Raw genomic sequence first — 23,611 nt, 5'->3', positions numbered from 1 at the left:
GCCCACAGGACGGCCGGGACGGGGCGGGGAACGCATACGAAAAAGAGGCGGCCGCCTGTCCGGGAGAGGGGGGACGAAGGCGACCGCCGCTCGGGGATACCGTTGCCGGACTCCCGTGGGGGTACTTCTCGCGTGCCCGTGGCTCCGCGGGACATGCCTGTCGCGGACGAAGTTTCTTGATACGCCCGCTCGCGCGCCCCCTGACGCCCCTACTTCGTGCAGCCCTGCGTGCCCGATGCCAGCGTCGCGCACGCGGTCGCGTCGGCCGCGGAGCCCACGGCGACCATCGTGGTGTACGCGGCGGTGGCCCCGGCGTCGGCGACCGCCGCCCGCTGCTCGTTCGCACCGCCGGCGTTGACCTGGACCTCGTCGCCCTGTGCGGCCTGGGTGACGCGGGCCCACGCGGCGCCGCAGACCTTGCTGTACCGCACCTCGACGGCGGCCGTGCCGACGACGGCGGTGGCGCCGGTGGTCACCAGGTCCCCGCCGCAGCCCATGGCCTCCGGGTCCTTACCGGTGCAGGCGTCGCCGCTGCACTTCACGCCCGGCGGCAGCTTCGGCTTGCTGCTCACGGTGGGTGACGGGGAGGGTTTGGCGCCCTCGTCCTTCTTGCCACCTCCGCCGTTCAGGAGGAAGAAGCTGCCCGCGATCACCACGAGTACACCGACGACGCCCGCGACGAGCGTCGTCATCCGCTTGTTGCCGCCGCCCGGGGGGCGGCCGGACGCACGGGGGCCGCCGCCGTGCGGAGGTTCGCCGTAGATGCCCGCGGGGAGGCCGCCGTGCGGAGGTTCGCCGTAGGCGCCCGCGGGGCCGACGGACGGGCCGAGCACGCTCGTCTCCTCGGGCCCGGCCGGCCTCGCCGTCTCTCCGGCGCCGGTCCGGGCGCGGGCCGCGCGGTCACCGGTCGGCGCGGGCCCCCGGTAGCCGGCGAGCCCCCACGAGTTTCCGTCGGTCGCGCCGCCGGGGGACGGGGCGGAGGAGGGACCGGGGCCACCGCCGCCCCGGACCGGGCCGAGGGCGGAGTCGGGACTGTCGGCGGCGGTCGGCTGTGCCGGGACCGTCGGGGGCAGCGTGGGCGACACACCGGCCGGCCCGGCGACCCCGGGTGCGGCCGAGGAGCCGCCGCCGTGGCGGCCGGCCCGGCTCCCCCTGCCGTTCCTGCCGCCGCTCCCGTCGCCGTTGCCCGACTTGGCACCGGAGGTGCCCGACTTGGCGGCGGGCGTGCCCAGTTCACCGAGCGCGGCGCGCGCCTGGGAGATCCGGATGGCCTCCATGGTCATGTCGTGGCGCATCTCCGAGCGGCTCCAGGCGCGCTCGGCCAGCTCCCACATGGTGGTCAGGTGGATCGGATTGGTCCCCGTCACCTCGGCCAGGGCCACGATGGCACCCTTGGGCGCCAGGAGACGGCCGTTCAGATAGCGCTCCCAGGACGTCTTGCTGTAGCCCGTGGCGTCGGCCACCGAGGCGACGCTCAACTCGCTGCGGTCCACGAGCCGACGCAGCTGGCTGGTGAACTCCCTGATCTGCGGATCGAGTTCATCCGGCAAGGCCTTCCAACGAGGCACTGCTTCCCCCTCTTCCCCCGGTGACGTGCTGGTCGTTCCCCCGCTGGTCCCCGCGCACGGCGTCCTGCGCGCGGTACCTGGTTCTGGCTACCCACAGGGATGCGCCCGGTCAGGATCTCAGTTCCCGGGGTGGGGGCGCACAGGAGCACAGAGGCCGCAAGCGTGCACAGTCGCACGCCCACCGACCCGTGGTCCAGTGTCCCACCGGCGTCGCACCGCTCCGCACGGAACCCCCGGGAACGAGCCGCGTTGCGGAGTAGCGGAACGGTCACTTCCGTGCCACAGCGCCCTGACAGGCGTTGAACAGGGCGTTCTCCGTGCAGGAGGGTTGTTCCCGGCGACGGCCCGTCCTTCCACGGGGGTGAAGGACGGGCCGTCGCACCGGGAAGCCGCGCTAGCTGACCGTGAAGTGCAGGGTGTCCTTGAGGAACGGGATCTCCAGCACCGGCTTCGGCTGGGCCATCAGCGCCAGCAGGACGATGGAGAGGCCGAGGATGCCGTAGGTCGTGATGTCCGTGAAGCGGGAGCGCACGGCGAGCATGCCGACGTCGGGCACCACCCAGCGCAGTGCGGCGCCCGCCAGCAGCGCGGCGCCGATCAGCAGCGTCCCCCAGCGGAACACGTCCAGTGCGGTCAGCAGCAGGCCGAGTCCGACCAGCAGCACCACCGCGAGCACCGGCCACTGACGGGCGGGCGCCGGGGCGTCCCGGGCGGCGGCCCGGCCGCCGCCCTCGGGGCGGGCGGTGTCGCGGGTGAAGAGGGGGAACCGGCGCGTGATACGGCGCGGCCGTCCCTTGGAGTCGGGCGCGCTGACGGGGTCGCGGACGGTGATGCCGTCCGGATGTCCGGCGCTCGCCGAGCTTCCCGGGTGCGCGGAGGTCTTCGTGGCCGCGGGCTCGCCCGCGGTCTCCGAGGCCTTGGGCGCCTCCGGGTCGGCGGCGGTCTCCGAGGTCGTCAAGCCGTCCGGGGTACCGGCGTTCCCCGAGGTCTTGGAGGCCTCCGGGGTACTACCGGACTTGACCGAGGTGCCCGGCTTTCGCGGGGTCCGTGCGGGCCCCGCTTCCTCCGTGGCCCCCGCACCGCCCGGCCGCTCGGGGGAGTTGGCGTCCTCAGCGGGCACTGCGCTCCGCCGCCTCCACCACGTTGACGAGCAGCTGGGCCCGCGTCATGGGGCCGACGCCGCCCGGGTTCGGGGAGATCCAGGCGGCCACCTCGGCCACGCCGGGGTGGACGTCGCCCATGATCTTGCCCTCGGCGTTGCGGGAGACGCCGACGTCGAGCACGGCCGCGCCCGGCTTGACGTCCTCGGGGCGGACCAGGTGCGGGGAGCCGGCCGCGGCGATGACGATGTCCGCGCGCCTGAGGTGAGCTGCCAGGTCCCGGGTGCCGGTGTGGCACTGGGTCACGGTGGCGTTCTCGCTGCGCCGGGTGAGCAGCAGCGGCATCGGGCGGCCGATGGTGACGCCACGGCCGACGACCACGACCTCGGCGCCCTTGATCTCGACGCCGTAGCGGCGCAGGAGGGTGAGGATGCCGTTGGGGGTGCAGGGCAGCGGCGCCGGCTCGTTCAGCACGAGGCGGCCCAGGTTCATCGGGTGCAGGCCGTCCGCGTCCTTGTCCGGGTCCATCAGTTCGAGGATGCGGTTCTCGTCGATGCCCCGGGGCAGCGGGAGCTGGACGATGTAACCGGTGCAGGCCGGGTCCTCGTTCAGCTCGCGGACGACCGCCTCGATCTCCTCCTGCGTCGCCGTGGCCGGCAGCTCGCGCTGGATGGAGGCGATGCCGACCTGGGCGCAGTCGCGGTGCTTGCCGGCGACGTACTTCTGGCTGCCCGGGTCGTCGCCGACCAGGACGGTGCCGAGACCGGGTGTGACACCCCTCTCCTTCAGCGCCGCCACGCGGGCGGTCAGTTCGGACTTGATCGCGGCTGCGGTGGCCTTGCCATCGAGAATCTGGGCGGTCATGCCCCCATCCTCGCGGATGACCGGCCCCCGGTTCCAATCAGGTCGGCATGCGGGCACCGGGCGGGAACCTTTCGGGACGCCCTGGGACAGGTCCGGCCCTGTCCGTTCATGATCGGTGGTGTTGCACTTGCACAACGCATTGCGGACGGGCTGGACAAGTAAGAGTTCGGTCAAGAACGATTGGGCAGCACAGTGCCGCGGGGCCGTACCGGGGGGACGAACCGCTTACGAAGAATCTCCTCCTAGTCGGGCCGCGCGTCGTCCCCGCACTTGACAGCGACGGAGGAAGACCCGCCATGAGTTTCGGCGATCCGAACAACCCCTACGGCCCGCCGCAGGGCGGCCAGCAGCCGAACTACGGCTACCCCCAGCAGCAGCCGCAGCAGGGCCAGCCCGGTTACGGGTACCCGCAGGCTCCCCCGGTGCCGGGCGGCTACGGCCACCCGGGCGCCCCGACCTCGATGCCCGGCACGGTCAGCGCGGCCCGCGTCATGCTGTGGATCATTTTCGGCCTCCAGGTCGTCGGCGTGATCCTCTTCGCCATCAGCGCCGCGGGCGTGGACGCCGCGAAGAACGACGACGCGCTGAAGGACGACGCCACCTTCCAGCAGCTGGCCGACTACTCCTCCGGCAGGCTCTGGGGCCTCGCGGTGTTCGCGCTGGTGTGGGGCGTACTCGCGCTCGTCATGGCGATCAAGGTCGGCAAGGGCGGCAACGGCATCCGCATAGCGACCATGGTCTTCGCCATCATCACCGCGATCCTCGGCCTGTACCCGTTCATCGTCGTGGGCCTGGTCCACACGGTGCTCGCCATCCTGGTCGCCGTGTTTGTCGGCAACGCGAACGGATCGGCCTGGTACAAGCGTCCCCGCTACTGAGGACCGGGTCCGAGTACCGGCGACGGAACAGTTCGCGCCAATCACCACGCAGGGCCGTGTCTCACCCTTACGAGGGGGGCACGGCCCTGGTGCGTCGCCCTAGTCTGGCCCGGGTAGCCGTCAGGCACGGGGAGACGCACCTTGTACAGCATCATCGTGGTACCTCCGCCGACCACGGAGGACGAACCCGCCCGCACCCAGTACCGGCTCGCACCCGGCGAAAGACTCGTCTTCGGACGGTCCGTGCCCGAGGACGGGCTGCGGATCGGGCACGACGGGGTGTCCCGCAGAGCGGGTGAGATCGCGGCGCACGGCACCTTCTGGACCCTGAGCAACCTCTGCGCCCACCAGACCTACGTGGTGGAGAACCCGGAGGGCGCGGGCGAGCACATCAAGGTGGCGCCGGGGCGCCTCGACGCACCGGTGCCGTTCGAGTTCTCGCGGATCGTGCTACCCGCCGCCGGTGACCTGCTCCCGGTCGAGGTGTGGGCGCCGCGCCACGACTATCTGCGCGGCGAGGACGGCACCGACGGCGAGCCGACCGCCCCGGCCTTCTCCGTGGACCGCACCAAGCGGTACTTCGCGGTGCTGGCCGCGCTGTGCGAGCCGAGGCTGCGCGGGGCGCCGCACGCACCACTGCCGACCATGGACCAGGTCGTCGAGCGGCTCCGCCCGTCCTGGCCGGCCGCCTCGCGTACGTCGGTGCAGTGGAACATCGACTACCTCGCCGTGAAGCTGCGGCTGAAGCCGGGCCCGGAGACCGCCGAGCCGGGTCCACGGCTGAACGGCAAGAAGGAGTCGCTGGTCTCACTGGCGCTACGCTTCGACCTGGTACGCGAGGACGACCTGGTGGTCCTGGCGGCACCGTCCGGCCGGGCGCTGCGATGACCGAGCCGTACGCCGTCCCGGTGCCCAGGGGGTACCGGGTGGGCGCCTGGGAGGTGCGCGAGCCGCTCGCGACCGGCGCCTTCGGCAGCGTGTACGCGGCGCGGCACACCGGCGGCACGGAGGACACCGTGGGCGTGGGTGGTGGCGGCAGGGGTCTGCCGGACACCGTCGCGCTGAAGTTCCTGCCCACCGGCACCGGCACCCCGCGGCAGTTGTCCCACCTGCGGGACTTGGTCGAGCGCGAGGTCGAGTTGCTGCGCCGGCTGCGGCGGCCCCGGCTGATCCGGATGTACGAGACCCTCACCGTCGACGACCCCGGCCACCCCCGGCTCGACGGCGCCACCGTCCTCGTCCTGGAGCGGGCCGAGGGCTCGCTGGCCGCCCTGCTGGCCGCCGAGCCCCGCCCGCCGGCCGGGCCCGCGCTGCTCGCGCAGGTCTGCGAGGGCCTGCAGCAACTGCACCGGGCGGGCTGGGTGCACGGCGACCTGAAACCGGCCAACGTGCTGCTGATGGCGGACGGTTCGGTGCGGCTCGCCGACTTCAACATGGCCGCGGAGCTGGAGGGCACCCACGCGTACACGCCCGCCTTCGCCACCCCCGACTACACCCCGCCCGAACTGCTGTGGTCCGAGATCGGCGAACGGGGCCGCCGGATCCGTCCCTCCGCCGACGTGTGGGCCTTCGGCGTCCTGGCCCACCTGGTGCTCACGGGTTCCTTCCCGCTGCCCGGCGGCACCGCGACGGCCCGCCGCGACGCGGCCGTCGCCTACGCCCGCGGCACCCACGAGCTGCGCCTGTCCCCCGAACTGCCCGCGCCGTGGCGGGAGATCGTGCGGGCGTGCCTGACCCGTACGCACGGCGACCGGATCGGCACCGACGCGCTGCTGCGCCGGGTGACGGGCGCGGCGGGCGCCGCGAGTGGCACGGCGAGGCTCTCGCTCCGGCTGCCCCGCGCGCGCCGCCGGCGCGGGGTCCCGGCCGCCGCGGCCGCGGCGCTCGTCACCCTCGCCGCACTCGGATACGGCATCGCCCGCTGGGTTGACGACGGCCGGGACCCCGGCGCCGGCCCGCGCCCCGGCGGCACCGCGAGCGTGGCCGCCGCCTCCTACGGCGCGGCCGAACTGCGCACCGACCGGGACGTACCGCCCGCCTACCGCCTGCTGATCGTGGAGACGGCGCACGACTGCGGCCACGAGGAGGTCAGCCCGGCCCTGATCGCGGCCATGCTGAAGGTCGAGAGCGACTTCGACCCGGACCTCGCCGACCCGGCCAAGGACGAGTACGGCATCGCCCGCTGGACGCCGAGCGTGCTGCGCTGGTGGATGAACGAGGACGGGACACCGGGTGAGACCGTGCCCCAGCCGCCGTTCCCGCCCGCCGAGTCCATTCCGGCGATGGGCCGTTACCTGTGCTGGATCGCGCCCCGCCTCGACGCCGGCCTGCGGGGCGACCGCGGTGTGCTGGTCGCGGTCGCGTACCGGACGTCGTACCGGAAGGTGAACGACGCGGGCGGTGTTCCCCCGAAGTACCGCGACTACGCCGACCGCGTCGCTCACCACCTCAAGGAGTACACGCCTTCCGGCGGGAAGTGACCCTGGGAGTTGCGAGGTTCCGCCCCGCGGCCGTCCGGGGGCACGGTGTGAGCACACCGCTTCGGCGGGACGACACACCGACGTTCACGGGGGAACAAGGATGAACCTCATCAAGCCCGCAGCACTCCTCGTCGCGGCCACGGCCCTCGCCGCCGGCTCCACGGTCGCGGCCACGGCCGCCGACGACCCGGACGGCACCCGGGTCACCGGCCTCCAGCAGAAGGCCGAACAGGTGCTGGCCGACAGCCCGAAGCCGCTGCGCGTGACCGCGGACGCGGTCGAGTACCGGGGCCTGACCGTGACGGACGCGCCCAAGACCCTGGGCGCTCGGGACCTGGCCTGCGACTACGGCCACCTGTGCATGATCGTCAAGGGCACGAAGTTCGACTTCTACAAGTGCCAGACGTGGAACCTCACCAACTGGACCGGCGACGGACCGTTCACCAACAACCAGACGCCGGGCACGGTCGCCAAGTTCTTCAACAAGGACGGCAGCGTCCGCTGGACGTCGAGGGCCTACGACGCGGGCACGGCGACCTGGGACCCGATCTGGTCGCTGCGCCCCTGCTGATCCGCTCGTCCGGGTCACCTGTCCGGCGGCCACCGGTCTCCTTCGCGGAGGGAACCGGTGGCCGCCGTTTCGCGGTCCCGACGTCACCGACCCGCCGAGCCGTCCGAATACTTAGGAGACCCTCACCCGCTCCCCGTACGCTGCCCCTTGTTGGACTGGGGAAAGTTGACCCCGAGGGGAATCGGGGGAGGGGGACGACTCCATGTACAGCGTCATCGTCGTGCCGCCGTCGTGCGGCAGCGTCGCCGAACAACTGAGGATCGGCACCGGAGAGCGCATCGAGTTCGGCCGGGCGGAATCCAGCGGCGGACTCGCCATCGCACACGCGGGAGTGCCGCGGGTCGCCGGGGAGATCGCGGCACACCGGACCTTCTGGCTGCTGAGCAATCTCAGCGAGGACCAGACCTACGTGGTGGAGAACCCGGAGGGGGCCGGCGAGCACATCAAGGTCGCGCCGGGCCGCGTGGAGGCACCCGTGCCGTTCGAACTGTCGCGCGTGACCCTGCCCGCGGCCGGGGACCTGCTCAGCTTCGACGTCTGGGCACCGCGGCACGCCTTCCGCAGCGTCGAGCGCCGGGGTCTGGAAGGGACCGGCACCGTACCGGCGTTCGCTCTGGACCGCACCAAACGGTACTTCGCGGTGCTGGCCGCCCTGTGCGAGCGCCGCCTGCGCGGCGAGCCCCGGGCGCCGCTGCCCGCGGTCGAGGAGATCGTGGAGCGGCTGCGACCCAGCTGGCCCAAGGTCAGCCGCTCCGCCGTGTACTGGAACATCGACTACCTCGCCGTCAAACTACGGTTGAGACCGGGCCCGGACACCGCCGAGCCGGGCCGGCGCACCCACGGCAAGAAGGAGTCCCTGGCCTCCCTGGCCCTCCGCTTCGACCTCGTCCGCGAGGACGACCTGGTGGTGCTCGCGCCGGTCACCAGCGGGGCGAAGCGGTGACCGGGCGGCCGTACGCGGTCCCGGTGCCGAAGGGATACCGGGTCGGGCCGTGGGAGGTGCGCGAGCCGGTCGCCTCCGGCGCGTTCGCCACGGTCTACGACGCGGCCCTTCGCACCGTCGACGGTGACGAACTGCCGCGCCGGGCGGCGCTGAAGTTCCTGCCCACCGGCACCCGCACCCCGCGCCAGCTGCACCACCTGCGCGACCTGGCGGAACGCGAGGTGCACCTGCTGCGGCGGCTCCGCTCCCCGCGTCTGATCCGGATGTACGACACACTGACGGTCGACGATCCGGACCGTCCCGAGCTGGACGGCGCGACCGTCCTCGTCCTGGAGCGGGCCGAAGGTTCCCTGGACGCCGTACTGGCCCGGACGCCGGTCCCGGAGTACGGGCCCGCCCTCCTCGCCCAGATCTGCGAGGGCCTGCACCAGTTGCACCACGCGGGCTGGGTGCACGGCGACCTGAAACCGGCCAACGTGCTGCTGATGACGGACGGTTCGGCCCGCCTCGCCGACTTCAACATGGCCGCCGAGCTGGAGGGCACCCACGCCTACACACCGGCCTTCGCCACCCCGGACTACACCCCGCCCGAACTGCTGTGGCCCGAGGTCGACGAGCGCGGCACCCGCATCCGCCCGTCGGCCGACGTGTGGGCCTTCGGCGTCCTCGCGCACGTCGTCCTGACCGGCGCCTTCCCGCTGCCCGGCAGCACCTCCGAAGCACGCTCCGACGCGGCGATGCGCTACGCCCGCGGCCGTGAGGAACTGCGCCTGTCCCCCGGCCTGCCCGACGCATGGCGGGACATCCTGCGGGACTGCCTGGCCCCGACCCACGCCGAGCGCACCATCGGCACCGCCGCGTTACTGCGCCGGGTGGAGGAGGCGGCGGGCGCCTCCCCGTCGTCCCGGCTCCCGAGGCTCCGGCCCCGACGGTGGCGCCGCCCGACCCTGGCGGCGGCGCTCGCGGCAGGGATCCTCGGGGCGGCGAGTCTGGTCTACACCGCCCCGTGGGAGTCGGCCCCCGCCGCCGCGGCGCCTCCCACCTGCGAGAAGCCCGTGGTGTACGAGAACACCGACGGCCGCGGCTACATGGCGGGCCACAGCGGCACCTGGGACTTCACCATCAAGCGGGGCGACGGCGGCAGCCAGGTAAGGGAGTTGCAGTGCCTGCTCCGCCACCTCCATGGGATCACGGAGGTGGGCGAGGTGGACGGCGACTTCGGCCCGAAGACCCGGAGTGCGGTCCTGATCTTCCAGGAACGCGCGGGTCTGGACGCGGACGGGATCGTGGGTCCGGCCACCTGGCGGGCGTTGCGCACCCAGCGTCTCTGACCCTGCGCCCTGCAACTTTGGAGGTACCCCCACACTCGGATCCCCGCCACGGTGGACCCCCTACCCCTCTGGAAAGGGCGGTCACGTGGCAGACGAGATGGTCCGCAGCGCACAGAGATTCGTGAACACCGTCTATGGCGAGAACAAGATCGGCATGAAGGTCGAGGAGGACGGCAAGACCGGCTGGCAGCTGATGTATGCCCTGACCCGCGCCCTCCAGTACGAACTCGGCATCACCGATCTGTCGAACAACTTCGGCCCGACGACCCTGTCCACCCTGGAGGCGACCTGGCCGAGCATCGGCTTCCGCGACACCCCCGCCAACGTCACCATGATCATCCAGTCGGCGCTCTACGCCAAGGGCTACGACGGGAGCGGGATCAACGGGGTCTACGACGAACGCACCGAGGCGGCGGTCGCCCTCATGAAGCGCCGGATGGGCGTCACCGCCGCCTTCCCCGGCTCGGACCTGGTGCCCAAGGTCTTCAAGGCCCTGCTGACCATGGACGCCTACGTGGTGGTGAACAACGGGTCGGACACGGTCCGTGAGATCCAGCAGTGGCTCAACGGCCGGTACATCGGGCGCAGGGACTTCTTCGTCATGCCGTGCGACGGTCACTTCTCGCGCGACGTCGCCAAGTCCATGGTCTACGCCGTCCAGTACGAGATCGGCATGGCCGACGGCGTCGCGGACGGTTGGTTCGGCAACCAGACCGAAGCCGGGCTGGCCGAGCACGTCCTGTCCGTCGGAGCGGTGGGGAACTGGGTGCGGCTCTTCTCCGCCGCCATGATGTTCAATCAGCGTTTCGACGCCTTCACCACGGCCTTCGAGAGCACTCTGGCCACGGCCGTCCGGTCCTTCCAGAGGTTCGCGGCGCTGGAGGAGACCGGGAAGGCGGACGTGCGGACCTGGGCCTCGCTCCTGGTCTCCTACGGCGACCAGGACCGCAAGGGCGGCGCATGCGACGGGGTCACCAGGATCACCAACGCCCGCGCCGCGACCCTCAAGGCAGAGGGCATCACGATCGTCGGCCGCTACCTCACCCCGGGAGGAAGCTCCCTGCCGGAGAAGCAGATCCAGAGCGGCGAACTGGACACCATCGTCTTCAACGGCCTGCGCTGTTTCCCGATCTACCAGACGTGGAACCGCTCCGTGGACGACTTCTATTACGGTGCCGGCGTACACGCCGCGCTCGCGGCCATCGACTGGGCGAAGTTCTACGGCTTCAAGAACGGCACCACCATCTACTTCGCCGTCGACTACGACGCCGTCGACTGGGAGGTCACCGAGTACATCATCCCCCACTTCAAGGGCGTCTTCCGGGCGATCGGCGAGAACTCCAGCTACAACGTCGGCATCTACGGACCTCGCAACGTGTGCCAGCGGGTTCACAACCAGGGGTACGCCGTCACCAGCTTCGTGTCCGACATGTCCAGCGGGTTCTCCGGAAACCTCGGCTACCCCCTGCCGAGCAACTGGGCCTTTGACCAGATCGTCACCAAGTGGGTCGGCTCCGGTGATGGCAGGATCGAGATCGATGTCGACATCGTCTCCGGCCGCGACGAGGGCCAGGACTCCTTCGACCCGCCGCTGGACCCCACCGGCCTCGACACCGACTTCGACGACTCCTACCACGACGCCGCCCTGAAGGACGTCCAGGACTATCTGGTGTCGATCGGGGTTCCCGAGACCGGCGGCGACGAATGGAACGACGACGACTGGGCCACCATCGGCGGTATCTCGACCACCGAGGCGTTCGATTCCGTCATCAGGATGGACCCGCTGTTCACCGACCTCGCCAGGGTGCTGCGCGTGCGCAAGGCTCTGGTGCAGGCTCCCGTCCTGTGGGAACTGCGCAAGTGGAACCCCTTGGACAAGTTCGCCGACGACGCGGTCAAGGACGGCGACCGGGACGACTCCAGCACGGGCTGGGGGCAGATCTTCGCCGCGACGGCCATCAAGGCCCGTAACTACTGCATCGACCAGGGCATCATCAACGGCTCCCGCCTCACCGACGCGGACATGGCCTCCGTGTGGACCCGCCTGCACGAAGACCCGATCTACAACATCACCACCGCCGCCTACGTCACCCTCTGGGACGCGGCCGAGATCGGCGTCGCGCGCCCCGGCCTCAACACGAGCGACAGCGACTCGCAGGCCATCCTCGCCCGCTACAACGGCACGGGCGACGGAGCGGAGAAGTACGGGCGCGAGCTGATCGGCCTGTACCAGGTTCTGGAGCAGTACAACGGGACGATCCGGACGAGCTGAAGGGCTTCGACATGAGCGCACAACTGAACCGCCGGTCCGTCCTTGCCGTCGGCACGGCGGCCACAGCCGCGGTTCTCCTGCCGGTCGGCGCGGCCGGGGCGGCCGACCGCACCGCGCCGACACCTCGCCCCCGGCCGACAGGCATCCCACGCTCCCAGAACCGCTGGCAGATCCAGACTCGGGCCAACCACGTCTCGACGGTCCTGACCCGCTCCGTCGCCGGAACCGGGCTCCGCGTCGACATACGGATCGGACTTCCGGAACTTCTGCTCCTCCACGTAGCGCGCCGCTTCCACTACGAGGTCCAGGAACTCCGCGCCGGCGAACTACTGGGCTGGCGCGCGATCGGCCGCACGCCGACTACGGTCCCCGCCTCCAACCTCTCGTCGGGCACGGCCCTGCGAATCGTTCCTGGCGCCAGATCCCGCGGCAGCTATTTCCCACAACAGGTCGAGCGCATCCGCGACATCCTCGCGGACTGTGCGGGAACGGTCCGCTGGGGCGGCGACGACGACTCCGTGGACGAGTCTCTCTACTACCTGACGGCCGGCCCGGACAGCGGAGAGCTACTGCGCGTCGCCCCGAAGTTCCAGGAGCGCGCCAACCGACTCGGCGCCGGGGCCGGTGCCCTCAGCGCATCCTCGGCCCGCCGTAGCTGAACCCACCGACGAACCTGGTCCAGGCCCCGCCCCCGAAAAGGAGGACGGGGCCTGCCGGGCTCTTGGAGTCGCGGACGGGGACAAGGCCGGGGAGACCATCCGCCACCTCGACGCACTCACCGCCGGTCCCGCTGCTGTAGCTGCTCCTGCGCCACTGCACGGAGCCAAGGTCGACGTTGCTGTTGGGCTTCATTCCGGCGTTCCTCCACTGCTGCCTCGATCATGGCCAGGGACGCCTCCGGCGGCAGTGCGGTGGCCCTGAGCAGATCGTACGACTCGCGGTAGTCCATCACGAGGGCCGGATAGTCAAAGACTTGGCCACTGTGCAGACCCTCTGTGTACACCAGCGGCGGTGCGTCGAGGAACGTCATGATCCGGGCCATCCCCATCATGAACAGGTGAGTCACGGACGTTTCCGGGACGATCTGGACAATGGACCGAGTGGTCCTTACCGTCTCGGCGATGTGTTCCAGCAGCTCAGCCATCGCTACGGGCGGCAGCACACGTCGCCGGATGACCGACTCGTCGAGAACCGCCCAGAACTTCGGCGGAGACGCGCCCGCGAAGAGCTTCGCCCGGTTCAGACGCGCCTTCACGATCGCCCCGACCGTGGTGTCCGTGGCTCGCGGCATCGCCGACCGCGTGATCGCCGTTGCGTACGCCTTGGTCTGAAGCAACCCGGGCACGAACATGGGCGCCCAGTCCTCAATGGACCGCGCCGGCTTCTCTTGGTCGGCGGCGTCTGCAAAGTACTCGGCGATGCCCACCCGCCGCGCCTTCGCCGCGTCTTCGCAACGCCGCGGGTGAGGTCACCGACCCCGACCCGCGGGCCTGGCTCATCGCACGCCACCCGGGTGATGACGACGAGACGGGCCGCGGCCTCCTGCTGCTCGGAGCGGTCGCACGACGCTGGGGCGTGTGGCTGACAGCCGCAGGCAAGACCGTGTGGTGTGAGGTCCCCACGGACGCGTCGGCGATGCGAGCGGCCGTGCCCTCGAACTTTGCAGGTACTCCTGCTCCCGCAGATCCGCCACATTGAGCACACGACTCCTGCGGAAAGGACCCCGTGTTGAAGAAGCGATGGAAGATCGGCCTCGCCACGCTGGCTTCAGGGATGGCCACGGTTCTCGCCGTCAGCCCCGCGCATGCCGCGTACTCACAGAACTCCGGGGCGTACAGCACCTCGTTCGTGGACGGTGCCGGGAAGCTCACCGACGACTTCGGCGACCACTTCGACGAACTCGGCAACTCCCTCTGCTACGGCTGCGGAGAATCCTCGAACACCGACATCGTCGTCCTCTGGCAGAGCATCCTCGTGGCCGAGGAACTGCTCGGTTTCAGTGACATCGACGGACAGTTCGGCCCCACGACGAGGAACGCCACCATCAAGTGGCAGCAGCGCTACGGCCTCGGCGCGGACGGCATGGTCGGTGACAAGACCTGGAGCAAGGCCGACGACCGGCTCGTGTGGCTGTCCAACATCGATGTGTCCTACACCGGGAAGTACAACTCCGGCGCGGTGATCTTCCACCGCGGCAGCACGTCGAAGAACAAGGACAGTGGGGCCTACAAGCTCGCCAAGGTCTACCAGTACGACGGCGTCAAGTCGATGCGCGGCTCGCGGGTCCAGTTCCGCTCCCTGACCACCCTCTGACCATCACCACACCCACCGGAGATCAGATGAAGAGCATCCGCATGACCCGTGTCAAGACCGGACTCGCAGCCGGTGTCCTGGTGCTGACGGGAGCGGGGACCACGGTCGTGACAGCCACGCCGGCAGCGGCGGTGAGCTGGTGCAACTCGACGAACATCAGCAGCAAGAGCTTCATCGAGTGGCGGGGCGAGGCGCGGATCCCCGTCTACCGGAGCGGATCGACGACGACTCGCAACTGCCAGATGAGCAAGGGTTCCACCGGTTCGCACGTCAAGGCTCTGCAGACCTCGCTCAACGAGTGCTACGGGGAGAACCTCGACCCGGACGGCATCTTCGGTGATGCCACCCGCCGGGCCCTCGTGCGGGCGCAACGCGAGGAGGACATCGGCGTCGACGGGATCTACGGTCCGGAGACCAGGGACGCGCTGGGGTGGTACTACAGGCCCGTCACCCCGGGTTACGACGAGTGCAGCAGGCTCTGAGCGGCTCGGCCGCGCTGACGGACGACCGCACGGCCGGGGCCCGGCACGACGCGAACGCGCCGCACCGGGCCCCGGCACGGCGCGTCAGTGGAAGAAGTGCCGCGTCCCCGTGAAGTACATCGTCACGCCGGCCTTCTTCGCCGCCTCGACGACCAGCTCGTCGCGGACCGAACCGCCGGGCTGGACCACGGCCTTCACACCGGCCGCGGTGAGGATCTCCAGGCCGTCCGGGAAGGGGAAGAACGCGTCGGAGGCGGCGTACGCCCCCTGCGCGCGCTCGGCGCCGGCCCGCTCCACCGCGAGCTTCGCGGAGTCGACCCGGTTGACCTGGCCCATGCCGACGCCGACGGAGGCACCGTCCTTGGCGAGGAGGATGGCGTTGGACTTGACCGCCCGGCACGCCTTCCAGGCGAAGGCCAGCTCGGCCAGCTCCGCCTCGGAGAGGGCCTCGCCGGTCGCGAGGGTCCAGGTGGCCGGGTCGTCGCCCTCAGCCTGGAGGCGGTCGGTGACCTGGAGGAGAGCGCCGCCGTCGATGGGCTTGACCTCGACCGGGGCGGTGGGCGCCTCAGGGGCGCGCAGCACGCGGATGTTCTTCTTCTTGGTGAGGGCTTCGAGCGCGCCGTCCTCGTAGTCCGGCGCGACGATGACCTCGGTGAAGATCTCGGAGACCCGCTCGGCCATCTCCTTGGAGACCGGCCGGTTGACCGCGATCACGCCGCCGAACGCGGACAGCGGGTCGCAGTCGTGCGCCTTGCGGTGCGCCTCGGCGACGTCCGCGCCGACCGCGATGCCGCACGGGTTGGCGTGCTTGATGATCGCGACGCAGGGCTCGGCGTGGTCGTACGCGGCACGGCGGGCGGCGTCCGTGTCCGTGTAGTTGTTGTACGACATCTCCTTGCCGTGCAGCTGCTCGGCCTGCGCGAGGCCACCGCCCTCGGGGGACGTGTAGAGCGCGGCGGGCTGGTGCGGGTTCTCGCCGTAGCGCAGGGTGTGGGCGCGCTCGTAGGTGGCGCCGAGGAAGTCGGGGAAGCCGGACTCGTCGACGGGGGCGTACTCGGCGGCGAACCAGGAGGCGACGGCCACGTCGTACGCGGCGGTGTGCTGGAAGGCCTCGGCGGCCAGGCGCTTGCGGGCGGCCAGGTCGAAGCCGCCGTCCTTGACCGCCGAGAGCACGTCGGCGTACCGGGCGGGGCTGGTGACGATGGCGACCGACGGGTGGTTCTTGGCGGCGGCGCGCACCATCGAGGGGCCGCCGATGTCGATCTGCTCGACGCACTCGTCCGGGGTGGCGCCCGAGGCGACGGTCTCGCGGAACGGGTAGAGATTGCTCACGACCAGGTCGAACGGCGCCACACCCAGCTCGTCGAGCTGCTGCCGGTGGCTCTCCAGACGCAGGTCGGCGAGGATGCCCGCGTGGACCTTGGGGTGCAGGGTCTTGACCCGGCCGTCCAGGCACTCGGGGAAGCCGGTCAGCTCCTCGACCTTGGTGACGGGGACACCGGCGGCGGCGATCCGCCCGGCGGTGGACCCGGTGGAGACCAGCTCGACGCCGGCCTCGTGCAGCCCGCGCGCGAGCTCTTCCAGCCCGGTCTTGTCGTAGACGCTGACGAGTGCGCGACGGATGGCCCGCTTGTTGCTTCCGGCGGTGGCGGTCACTGGATAACTACCTTTCGTCCCTCAATGCGATAGCCGTTGCGGGCGAGCCGCCCCACGACATCGACGAGCAGCCTTCGCTCGACTTCCTTGATGCGCTCGTGCAGAGCGACACCTTCGTCTTCGTAGTCCTCGTCCCGGACCTCCACCACGCCCTGCGCGATGATCGGCCCGGTGTCGACGCCGTCGTCGACGAAGTGGACGGTGCAGCCGGTGACCCTGGCGCCGTACGCGAGCGCGTCCCGCACACCGTGGGCCCCCGGGAAACTGGGGAGGAGGGCGGGGTGGGTGTTGACGAACCGCCCGCCGAACCGCGCGAGGAACTCCTTGCCCACGATTTTCATGAACCCGGCCGAGACGACGAGGTCCGGTGCGTGGGCCGCGACGGCGTCGGCGAGCGCCGCGTCCCACTCCTCGCGGGTCCCGTAGTCCTTGACCTTGCGGACGAAGGTCGGCACCCCGGAACGCTCGGCGCGGGCGAGTCCCTCGATGCCGTCGCGGTCCGCGCCGACGGCCACGATCTCGGCCCCGTAGGCCTCGACGCCGGTGGCGGCGATCCCGTCGAGGAGCGCCTGGAGGTTGGTGCCGGATCCGGAGACCAGCACGACGAGGCGCTTGGCTCGCTGGGCCACGGGCTTGGCGGCCACGGTGGGGGCCTTTCTCGGGAAAGCGAATCTCTTTGTACGGTCGTACGAATGCTTCGCGTCCCTGAATACGGGGAAGTCTACGAAGCGGCCGACCGTCAGCAACGATACCGGCACACCGGACGGCCCCCTCGGGACGGGGGCGTGAGCGGAAGGTAGCGTCTGCGTGGAGCCGGAGCGGGAACGCCGCCTGTGCGTCACGCGTTCACCAGACGTACCGACGGGTTCGCCGCTCCACCGGCCCGCCCGTTCCACCAGCAGCCCGTTCATCGTCGCCAAGGGGAAGACGCTCAGTTGATGCCGGACCGCAGCCTGCGACTGCTCACACTCCCCCAGCAGTCGGCGCAGCCAGGGGAGGGCAGCACCGTGTTGCTGCGGGAGCGCCCCTCGTCCCCGCCCGACTCGCCCTCGGACCGGAGGAACGACGGCGAGCAGGACGGTGCCACCGACAAGGACAACCCGTTCGCGCCGCCCCCCGAGGGCACGCCGGACCGCCCCTGGCAGCCGCGGCACCAGCCGGGCGGCGACGACGATTCCCAGGGCGACGGCGAGCGCTCCCCCTGGGGCGGGCTGTGGAGCGACCGGCAGCCCGGCAGATCCCCCGGCGGCTTCGGTGAGCGGCCCGGCAATTCGGGCGGCCCCGAGAGTTCGGGCGGCGGCCCCGGCCCGCGCTGGGACCCCACGGACCCCGCCCAGCGGCGTGCCCGCTACGCGCTGCTGAGCGGCATGTGGGCCCTCTTCTTCGCCCTCTTCACCTGGCCGTACGTGGCCCTGCTGCTCGGCGCCCTGGCCCTGTACTGGGGCATCAGCGCGCTGCGCGCCAAGCCCCGCACCGCCTCCGACCCGGACACCCCGGCCCCGCCCGCCGAGCAGACCGGCCGTCCGCAGCGCACCGCCGCGATCAGCGGTCTGGTCACGTCGTCCCTGGCCATCGTGCTGGTCGCCGCGACCTTCGGCGCCCAGTTGATCTACAGCGACTACTACACCTGCCGCGAGGACGCCCTGACCCACGCGGCGGACCAGTCCTGCGAGCGCCACCTGCCGGAGCAGCTGCGCCCGCTGCTGGGCTCGGAGGACTGACCTCCCCCAGCCCGTCCGGCGCTTGAGGACGAGGCCGTCCAGGCCGAAGGGGGGTCTGGGGGCACAGCCCCCAGGGACGGGAACGGGAAGGGGCGGCGGGGGCGAAAAGGGCCTGTCGGCACCGACGTCACTCCCCGCCGCGAGGCGACGACTCCCCAGGCCCGTCGGCCGGCAACAGGTCGTACACACCCCCACCGTCGCCGTCGTACAACCCGAACGGCACCGCGTCCTCAACCGCCTCCGCCCCCGCCCCCGCGCCCTCCGCGCCCTTCGTGTCCCGCCTCCACCACCGCCCCACGGACGGCACCGGGACCCGCGCCCACCGCCCCCGCCGCGCACCCCCGTCGGCCGCCTCCTGGGCCCCGGCGACCTCCACCACCGTCTCCCGCGCGGCAGCGCCCCGGCACCGCCACGCCCGCGCCACCACGGCCACCGGAACGGCCACCACCCCGATCCACGCCAGCGTCGCTCCCCCGGCCTGCCACCACACCGGCCCGAACCGGGCGAGCGCGGCGCTCCCCAGCGGTCCGCCGGCGAACGCGGCCAGCAGGGCGACGAGTACCGCGCACAGGACGGCGGCCACGAAGGCGGCGGCAGCGGTCCGCCGCCACGACCACACCCCGGCGACCGGGCCAGACCCCGGCACATCCGGCACATCCGGTGCGCCCAGTGCGCCCGGTGCGCCCGGTGCGTCCGCGCATGCCGCCCGCGCCGTGAACCACCCCACCACCGCCCCCGCCACCAGCGGCACCGCCCCGGCCGACCAGTGCAGCGGCGTACCGGGCCCCGCGTCCGGCACCGCCGCCAGCAGCGGGAACGGCGGCAGCAGCGCCGCGGGAGCGGAGGCGGTCGGCGCCACGACATGCCCGGCCCCCAGGACGAAGCCGGGGCCGAGGGCGTACACCGCCGACCACACCGCCGCGTTCGGCACCAGCGTCAGACAGAGCAGCAGGACGGCGAACCTCCCCGACCACCCCTCCGTCAGCCGCAGGAACGCCTCCCCCGCGGCGGCCGAGTGCCATACGAGGGAGACCGCGAGCAGCAGCGCACCGCCCCCGACGAGTACCGCCGCACCGGCGCCCGCGGCGCGCGTCGCGGCGCCCAGGCGCGCGTCCGGCTCCACCATCAGCTCCCGCAGCTTGCGCGGCAGCACGCGCAGCGCCCGTCCCACGGGCCCGCCCGGCCGGCCGAACGCCGTCCACACGCCGGCGCCCGCCGCTCCCATGGCGACCAGCGGCAGACACACCGCCGCCCACCACGCCGCGGGCCGCAGCGCGCCGCCCTGCGCGTACAGGACGACGGGCCCGGCGACGGCGAGGTAGCCGAGGACGACCCCCGTCCAGGCCACGCGCGCGGAGACCGGCGGCGGCCCGGCGTCCGGGGCACCCGCCAGCCACGCGGGGCGTGCCCCGGGCCCCGCCTTGGGAGCCGCGCCCACGGCCACGCCCACACCGTCCCCGGGGTCCGTGGCGTCCCGGGCGGCGCGGTGCAGCAGCCACACCGGCAGCAGGAGGAACAGCAACGGGGTGACGCCGACGGGAGCGGGCGTGCCGGAGAGCGTGTCGGCGCGCACCAGTTCGGCACCGTGGGCCAGCACCCACAGCGCGGCGGCGACGTGGAGGGCGCCGCCGGGCCCGCTGTCGGGGTACGGCGAACTGATCCACAGCAGCGTCACGAGCGCGGCGCACGCCGCGAGCCCCAGCACCGCCGCGACCACTCCGCCGAGCAGCCCGGCGGCCAGCCCGGGCGACCGGTCCCGCCAGCGGGCGCGCAACAGGGAGAGCGGGGCTGGTCGAGCGGTCGTCTGGATCACGCCCGCCATGCTCCCAACGACACGCGCTTTCCCGGTGTAACGGGCGAAGCACCGTTGTGTCGCTCAATATATGCTTATGTACTTTTTCGTACGAAGGGGTGCCCTGTGACACGCAGTCCCGCGACCCCGCTCCCCCCTCCCAAGGCCCGCCGACGCCTGCGTGAGACCGCCGCCCTGACACAGACTCAGCTCGCCGACCGGGTGGGCGTCACGCCCGCGACGGTCCGTGCGTGGGAGAGCGGCCGCACGACTCCGCGAGGCCGGAAGCGGGAGGCGTACGCGAAGTTGCTGAAGACGCTGGCCGAGGAGGAGACGGTACGAGCGCCGGAGCCGGGTCCGGAGCCGAAACTTGAGCCGGAAGCGAAGCCCCAGCCCCAGCCGGAGACGAAGCCCCAGCCGCAGCCGCAGCCGCAATCCCAGCCGCAGCCCGTTGCCGCGCCCGAGCCCGTCGCGCTGACGCCCGCTCAGGCATTCGACGCGCTCTACGCGTTCAGCGCCCCCGCCCTCGTACGGCAGACCTTCCTGCTGACCGGCCGGCGCGAGCAGGCGCGCGAGTCGGTGGAGCGGGCCTTCCAGGCCGCCTGGGAGCACTGGCCCGAGGTGGCCCGCGACCGGGACCCGGTGGGCTGGGTGCGGGCGACGGCGTACGAGTACGCGCTCTCGCCCTGGCAGCGGCTGCGCCCGCGTCACCGGCACCCGGAGCCGCCGCCCGCCGACCCCGGCGACCGCACCCTGCTGAACACCCTGCTCAGGCTCCCCCCGCGGCACCGCCGCACGCTCGTGCTGTACGACGGCGTGGGCCTGGACCTGCCCGAGACGGCGGCGGAGACGGAGGCGAGCACCCCGGCGACGGCGAACCGGCTGCTGCGCGCCCGCGAGGCCGTCGCAGGACGGCTGCCCGCGCTGGCCGACCCGCAGGTGCTGCACCGGAGGCTGGCCGAGCTGGCGTCGAACGAGCGGCTGCGGGCGGCGGAACCGCCGACCGTGCGCAGGGGCGGCGAACGGCGGGCGCGGCTGCGGACCCGGGCCGCGATCGCGTTCACGGTCGCCCTCATCGGGACGACGGCCCTGACCGTGCGCACCGCGCCCACGCACTACGAGCCGCCCGTCTCCCCCGGGCAGGCGGTGCGCGGCGTGCCGCAGCGGGTGGCCCCGGGCGCGCTGTCGGACGAGGAGCTGGAGCTGCGGCAGAAGCTGCGGGACCAGGTGCAGGACGGGCCACAACGGCTGAGCCCGAGGCTCGAATGAGGTGGCCGGGCCCGGGCGCTCCCGGCGTCCCAAACGCCGAGTGGCCCGCCCCCTGGGAGCAGGGAACGGGCCACTCGGTGTGGCGCGGACGCCGGGCCTTCGGTCGAGGCGGTGTCAGCCGGCCAGGATGGCGCGGGCGAGCTTCGCCGTCTCGGTCGGCGTCTTGCCGACCTTGACGCCGGCGGCCTCCAGGGCCTCCTTCTTCGCCTGGGCGGTGCCGGACGAACCGGAGACGATGGCGCCGGCGTGGCCCATGGTCTTGCCCTCGGGCGCGGTGAAGCCGGCGACGTAGCCGACGACCGGCTTGGTCACGTTGGCCTTGATGAAGTCGGCCGCACGCTCCTCGGCGTCGCCGCCGATCTCGCCGATCATGACGATCAGGTCGGTCTCGGGGTCGGCCTCGAACGCGGCGAGCGCGTCGATGTGCGTGGTGCCGATGATCGGGTCGCCACCGATGCCGACGGCGGTCGAGAAGCCGATGTCACGCAGCTCGTACATCATCTGGTACGTCAGCGTGCCGGACTTCGAGACCAGGCCGATGCGGCCCGGCTTGGTGATGTCGCCCGGGATGATGCCGACGTTGGACTGGCCCGGCGTGATGATGCCGGGGCAGTTCGGGCCGATGATCCGGGTCTTGTTGCCCTTCTTGCCGGCGTACGACCAGAAGGCGGCCGAGTCGTGCACGGCGATGCCCTCGGTGATGACGACGGCCAGCGGGATCTCGGCGTCGATGGCCTCGACGACGGCGTCCTTGGTGAACTTCTCCGGCACGAAGATGACGGAGACGTTGGCGCCGGTCTTCTCGATGGCCTCCTTGACGGTGCCGAAGACCGGTACCTCGTTGCCGTCGAAGTCCACGGAGGTGCCCGCCTTGCGCGGGTTCACGCCGCCCACGACCTCGGTGCCGTCACCCAGCATGAGCTTGGTGTGCTTCATGCCGGTGGCACCGGTCATGCCCTGGACGATGACCTTGCTGTCCTTGTTGAGCCAGATAGCCATGGTGTGTTGGTGTCCTCGTCCTGAGTGCTTACTTGGCGGCGGCGTGAGCCAGCTCGGCGGCCTTGTCGGCCGCGCCGTCCATGGTGTCGACGCGCTGGACCAGCGGGTGGTTGGCGTCGGTGAGGATCTTGCGGCCCAGCTCGGCGTTGTTGCCGTCGAGGCGGACGACGAGCGGCTTCTCGACCTTCTCGCCGCGGTCCTCCAGGAGCTTCAGCGCCTGGACGATGCCGTTGGCGACCTCGTCGCAGGCGGTGATGCCGCCGAAGACGTTGACGAACACGGAGCGGACGTCCGGGTCGCCGAGGATGATCTCCAGGCCGTTCGCCATGACCTGGGCGGAGGCGCCGCCACCGATGTCCAGGAAGTTGGCGGGCTTGACGTTGCCGTGCGCCTCGCCGGCGTAGGCGACGACGTCCAGGGTGCTCATGACGAGACCCGCGCCGTTGCCGATGATGCCGACCTCGCCGTCGAGCTTGACGTAGTTGAGGTTCTTCTCCTTGGCGGCGGCCTCGAGCGGGTTGGCCGCGGCCTTGTCGTGGAGGGCCTCGAAGTCGGGGTGACGGAACTCGGCGTTGTCGTCCAGCGACACCTTGCCGTCCAGGGCGATGACGTCGCCGGAGACGACCTTGGCCAGCGGGTTGACCTCGACCAGGAGGGCGTCCTCCTTGATGAAGGTGTCCCACAGCTTGACCAGGATGTCGGCGACCTTGTCGGCGACCTCGGCCGGGAACTTCGCGGCCTCGACGATCTCGCGCGCCTTCTCGGGCGTCACGCCGTCGATCGCGTCGATCGGGGTCTTGGCGACGGCCTCCGGGCGGGTGGCCGCCACCTCCTCGATCTCCATGCCGCCCTCGACGGAGGCGATGGAGAGGAAGGTGCGGTTGGCACGGTCGAGGAGGAAGGAGACGTAGTACTCCTCGACGATCTCGGGGGCGGTCTCGGCGATCATCACCTTGTGGACCGTGTGGCCCTTGATGTCCATGCCGAGGATGTCCGTCGCGCGGGCGACGGCCTCGTCCGCCGAGGCGGCGAGCTTCACGCCGCCGGCCTTGCCGCGGCCACCGACCTTCACCTGAGCCTTGACGACGGACTTGCCGCCCAGACCCTCGGTGATCGCGCGCGCCGCCTCAGGCGTGTCGATGACTTCACCGGCCAGCACCGGTACATCGTGCTTGGCGAAGAGGTCCCTCGCCTGGTACTCGAACAGGTCCACGCGCTTCCGTCCCTATCAGTGATCTCGCGGTTCGTTGGATGCGTGGGCGTGCCGCGAAGGGCAACGTGACGTCCGCTGTGAGTCACAAGGGGGGCGCACACGGTGTCCGAGCGCGCGGCATGTCCGTCTCGCAGGTTATCGCCGCATGCGGAGGGTCTC

The 23,611-nt window shown here is 71.7% G+C and carries 22 protein-coding genes; 12 read left to right on the top strand and 10 right to left on the bottom strand.

Translation table 11 applies throughout. From position 1 onward, the window contains the following. Positions 1-209 precede the first annotated feature (209 nt). From ACIQFU_RS04765 to ACIQFU_RS04755, 3 genes are all read right to left on the bottom strand, one after another. The gene (locus tag ACIQFU_RS04765; protein WP_402548957.1) at positions 210-1,550 is read right to left on the bottom strand and encodes a DUF2690 domain-containing protein; all 1,341 of its coding nucleotides are present in this window, start codon (positions 1,548-1,550) and stop codon (positions 210-212) included. A 412-nt stretch (positions 1,551-1,962) separates the two neighbouring features. Then, on the bottom strand, positions 1,963-2,400 hold the full coding sequence (locus ACIQFU_RS04760) for a DUF3017 domain-containing protein (protein WP_402549251.1): 438 nt from the start codon (positions 2,398-2,400) through the stop codon (positions 1,963-1,965). Between the two features lie 277 nt (positions 2,401-2,677). Then, complete coding sequence (locus ACIQFU_RS04755; RefSeq protein WP_402548955.1) at positions 2,678-3,532, bottom strand: bifunctional methylenetetrahydrofolate dehydrogenase/methenyltetrahydrofolate cyclohydrolase; 855 nt, start codon at positions 3,530-3,532, stop codon at positions 2,678-2,680. Positions 3,533-3,828: 296 nt separating this feature from the next. Here ACIQFU_RS04755 and ACIQFU_RS04750 point away from each other — a divergent pair, with 296 nt between their 5' ends. The 8 genes from ACIQFU_RS04750 (at position 3,829) to ACIQFU_RS04715 (ending at position 12,666) form a co-directional block, all read left to right on the top strand. Next, positions 3,829-4,410, top strand: coding sequence for a hypothetical protein (locus tag ACIQFU_RS04750; RefSeq protein WP_402548953.1), 582 nt, complete (start codon positions 3,829-3,831; stop codon positions 4,408-4,410). Between the two features lie 141 nt (positions 4,411-4,551). Beyond that, positions 4,552-5,298 carry an FHA domain-containing protein gene (locus tag ACIQFU_RS04745; protein WP_189737975.1) on the top strand — a complete coding sequence of 249 codons (747 nt, stop codon included), beginning with the start codon at positions 4,552-4,554 and terminating at the stop codon, positions 5,296-5,298. Continuing rightward, on the top strand, positions 5,295-6,890 hold the full coding sequence (locus ACIQFU_RS04740) for a serine/threonine protein kinase (RefSeq protein ID WP_402548951.1): 1,596 nt from the start codon (positions 5,295-5,297) through the stop codon (positions 6,888-6,890). The genes ACIQFU_RS04745 and ACIQFU_RS04740 overlap by 4 nt, the downstream gene beginning before the upstream one ends. Before the next feature lie 100 nt (positions 6,891-6,990). Next, a complete protein-coding gene (locus tag ACIQFU_RS04735) occupies positions 6,991-7,461 on the top strand; it encodes a hypothetical protein (RefSeq protein WP_159323951.1) in 471 nt (156 codons plus the stop codon). 202 nt (positions 7,462-7,663) lie between these two features. Continuing rightward, on the top strand, positions 7,664-8,404 hold the full coding sequence (locus tag ACIQFU_RS04730) for an FHA domain-containing protein (protein ID WP_159323950.1): 741 nt from the start codon (positions 7,664-7,666) through the stop codon (positions 8,402-8,404). Further along, the gene (locus ACIQFU_RS04725; protein ID WP_402548949.1) at positions 8,401-9,735 is read left to right on the top strand and encodes a protein kinase; all 1,335 of its coding nucleotides are present in this window, start codon (positions 8,401-8,403) and stop codon (positions 9,733-9,735) included. The genes ACIQFU_RS04730 and ACIQFU_RS04725 overlap by 4 nt, the downstream gene beginning before the upstream one ends. Before the next feature lie 85 nt (positions 9,736-9,820). Next, entirely contained in the window at positions 9,821-12,007 is a 2,187-nt protein-coding gene (locus tag ACIQFU_RS04720) for a glycoside hydrolase domain-containing protein (RefSeq protein ID WP_159323948.1), read from the top strand. A gap of 11 nt (positions 12,008-12,018) precedes the next feature. Then, positions 12,019-12,666, top strand: a complete 648-nt coding sequence (locus tag ACIQFU_RS04715; protein WP_402548946.1) for a hypothetical protein — start codon at positions 12,019-12,021, stop codon at positions 12,664-12,666. On the opposite strand, the gene ACIQFU_RS04710 is transcribed toward ACIQFU_RS04715, so the two are convergent. Both ACIQFU_RS04710 and ACIQFU_RS04705 read right to left on the bottom strand, forming a co-directional pair. Continuing rightward, complete coding sequence (locus tag ACIQFU_RS04710) at positions 12,638-12,859, bottom strand: DUF397 domain-containing protein (protein WP_361852453.1); 222 nt, start codon at positions 12,857-12,859, stop codon at positions 12,638-12,640. The genes ACIQFU_RS04715 and ACIQFU_RS04710 overlap by 29 nt on opposite strands. Next, entirely contained in the window at positions 12,783-13,433 is a 651-nt protein-coding gene (locus ACIQFU_RS04705) for a DUF5753 domain-containing protein (protein WP_402548944.1), read from the bottom strand. The genes ACIQFU_RS04710 and ACIQFU_RS04705 overlap by 77 nt, the downstream gene beginning before the upstream one ends. Positions 13,434-13,735: 302 nt before the next feature. On the opposite strand from ACIQFU_RS04705, the gene ACIQFU_RS04700 reads away from it, so the two are divergent. Both ACIQFU_RS04700 and ACIQFU_RS04695 read left to right on the top strand, forming a co-directional pair. Beyond that, positions 13,736-14,320 carry a peptidoglycan-binding protein gene (locus tag ACIQFU_RS04700; RefSeq protein WP_271154355.1) on the top strand — a complete coding sequence of 195 codons (585 nt, stop codon included), beginning with the start codon at positions 13,736-13,738 and terminating at the stop codon, positions 14,318-14,320. Positions 14,321-14,361: 41 nt separating this feature from the next. Beyond that, positions 14,362-14,802: a peptidoglycan-binding protein gene (locus ACIQFU_RS04695; protein ID WP_159323944.1), complete on the top strand. Its 441-nt coding sequence runs from the start codon at positions 14,362-14,364 to the stop codon at positions 14,800-14,802. A gap of 84 nt (positions 14,803-14,886) precedes the next feature. Here the strand turns inward: ACIQFU_RS04695 and purH are convergent, their stop codons facing one another. After that, positions 14,887-16,458: a bifunctional phosphoribosylaminoimidazolecarboxamide formyltransferase/IMP cyclohydrolase gene (purH, locus tag ACIQFU_RS04690; RefSeq protein WP_402548941.1), complete on the bottom strand. Its 1,572-nt coding sequence runs from the start codon at positions 16,456-16,458 to the stop codon at positions 14,887-14,889. After that, positions 16,455-17,102 carry a phosphoribosylglycinamide formyltransferase gene (gene purN, locus ACIQFU_RS04685; RefSeq protein WP_402548940.1) on the bottom strand — a complete coding sequence of 216 codons (648 nt, stop codon included), beginning with the start codon at positions 17,100-17,102 and terminating at the stop codon, positions 16,455-16,457. The genes purH and purN overlap by 4 nt, the downstream gene beginning before the upstream one ends. A gap of 294 nt (positions 17,103-17,396) precedes the next feature. Here purN and ACIQFU_RS04680 point away from each other — a divergent pair, with 294 nt between their 5' ends. Continuing rightward, positions 17,397-18,179: a hypothetical protein gene (locus ACIQFU_RS04680; protein ID WP_402548938.1), complete on the top strand. Its 783-nt coding sequence runs from the start codon at positions 17,397-17,399 to the stop codon at positions 18,177-18,179. 127 nt (positions 18,180-18,306) lie between these two features. Here ACIQFU_RS04680 and ACIQFU_RS04675 read toward each other — a convergent pair whose 3' ends face one another. Further along, positions 18,307-20,001: a DUF6350 family protein gene (locus ACIQFU_RS04675; RefSeq protein ID WP_402548937.1), complete on the bottom strand. Its 1,695-nt coding sequence runs from the start codon at positions 19,999-20,001 to the stop codon at positions 18,307-18,309. Positions 20,002-20,097: 96 nt separating this feature from the next. Between ACIQFU_RS04675 and ACIQFU_RS04670 the strand changes: the two genes are divergently transcribed. Then, positions 20,098-21,240, top strand: a complete 1,143-nt coding sequence (locus tag ACIQFU_RS04670) for a helix-turn-helix domain-containing protein (RefSeq protein ID WP_402548936.1) — start codon at positions 20,098-20,100, stop codon at positions 21,238-21,240. Between the two features lie 114 nt (positions 21,241-21,354). Here ACIQFU_RS04670 and sucD read toward each other — a convergent pair whose 3' ends face one another. Continuing rightward, positions 21,355-22,239 (bottom strand): succinate--CoA ligase subunit alpha, encoded by an 885-nt coding sequence (gene sucD, locus ACIQFU_RS04665; RefSeq protein WP_121709034.1) that lies wholly within the window; start codon positions 22,237-22,239, stop codon positions 21,355-21,357. A gap of 28 nt (positions 22,240-22,267) precedes the next feature. Next, the gene (gene sucC, locus ACIQFU_RS04660; RefSeq protein WP_159323939.1) at positions 22,268-23,452 is read right to left on the bottom strand and encodes an ADP-forming succinate--CoA ligase subunit beta; all 1,185 of its coding nucleotides are present in this window, start codon (positions 23,450-23,452) and stop codon (positions 22,268-22,270) included. Between the last annotated feature and the right edge of the window lie 159 nt (positions 23,453-23,611).

Source organism: Streptomyces sp. NPDC093065 (genome assembly GCF_044754585.1).
Classification (GTDB): domain Bacteria; phylum Actinomycetota; class Actinomycetes; order Streptomycetales; family Streptomycetaceae; genus Streptomyces.
The sequence above is the reverse complement of the archived record's forward strand: the minus strand, read 5'-3'. Positions and strand labels throughout refer to the sequence as shown.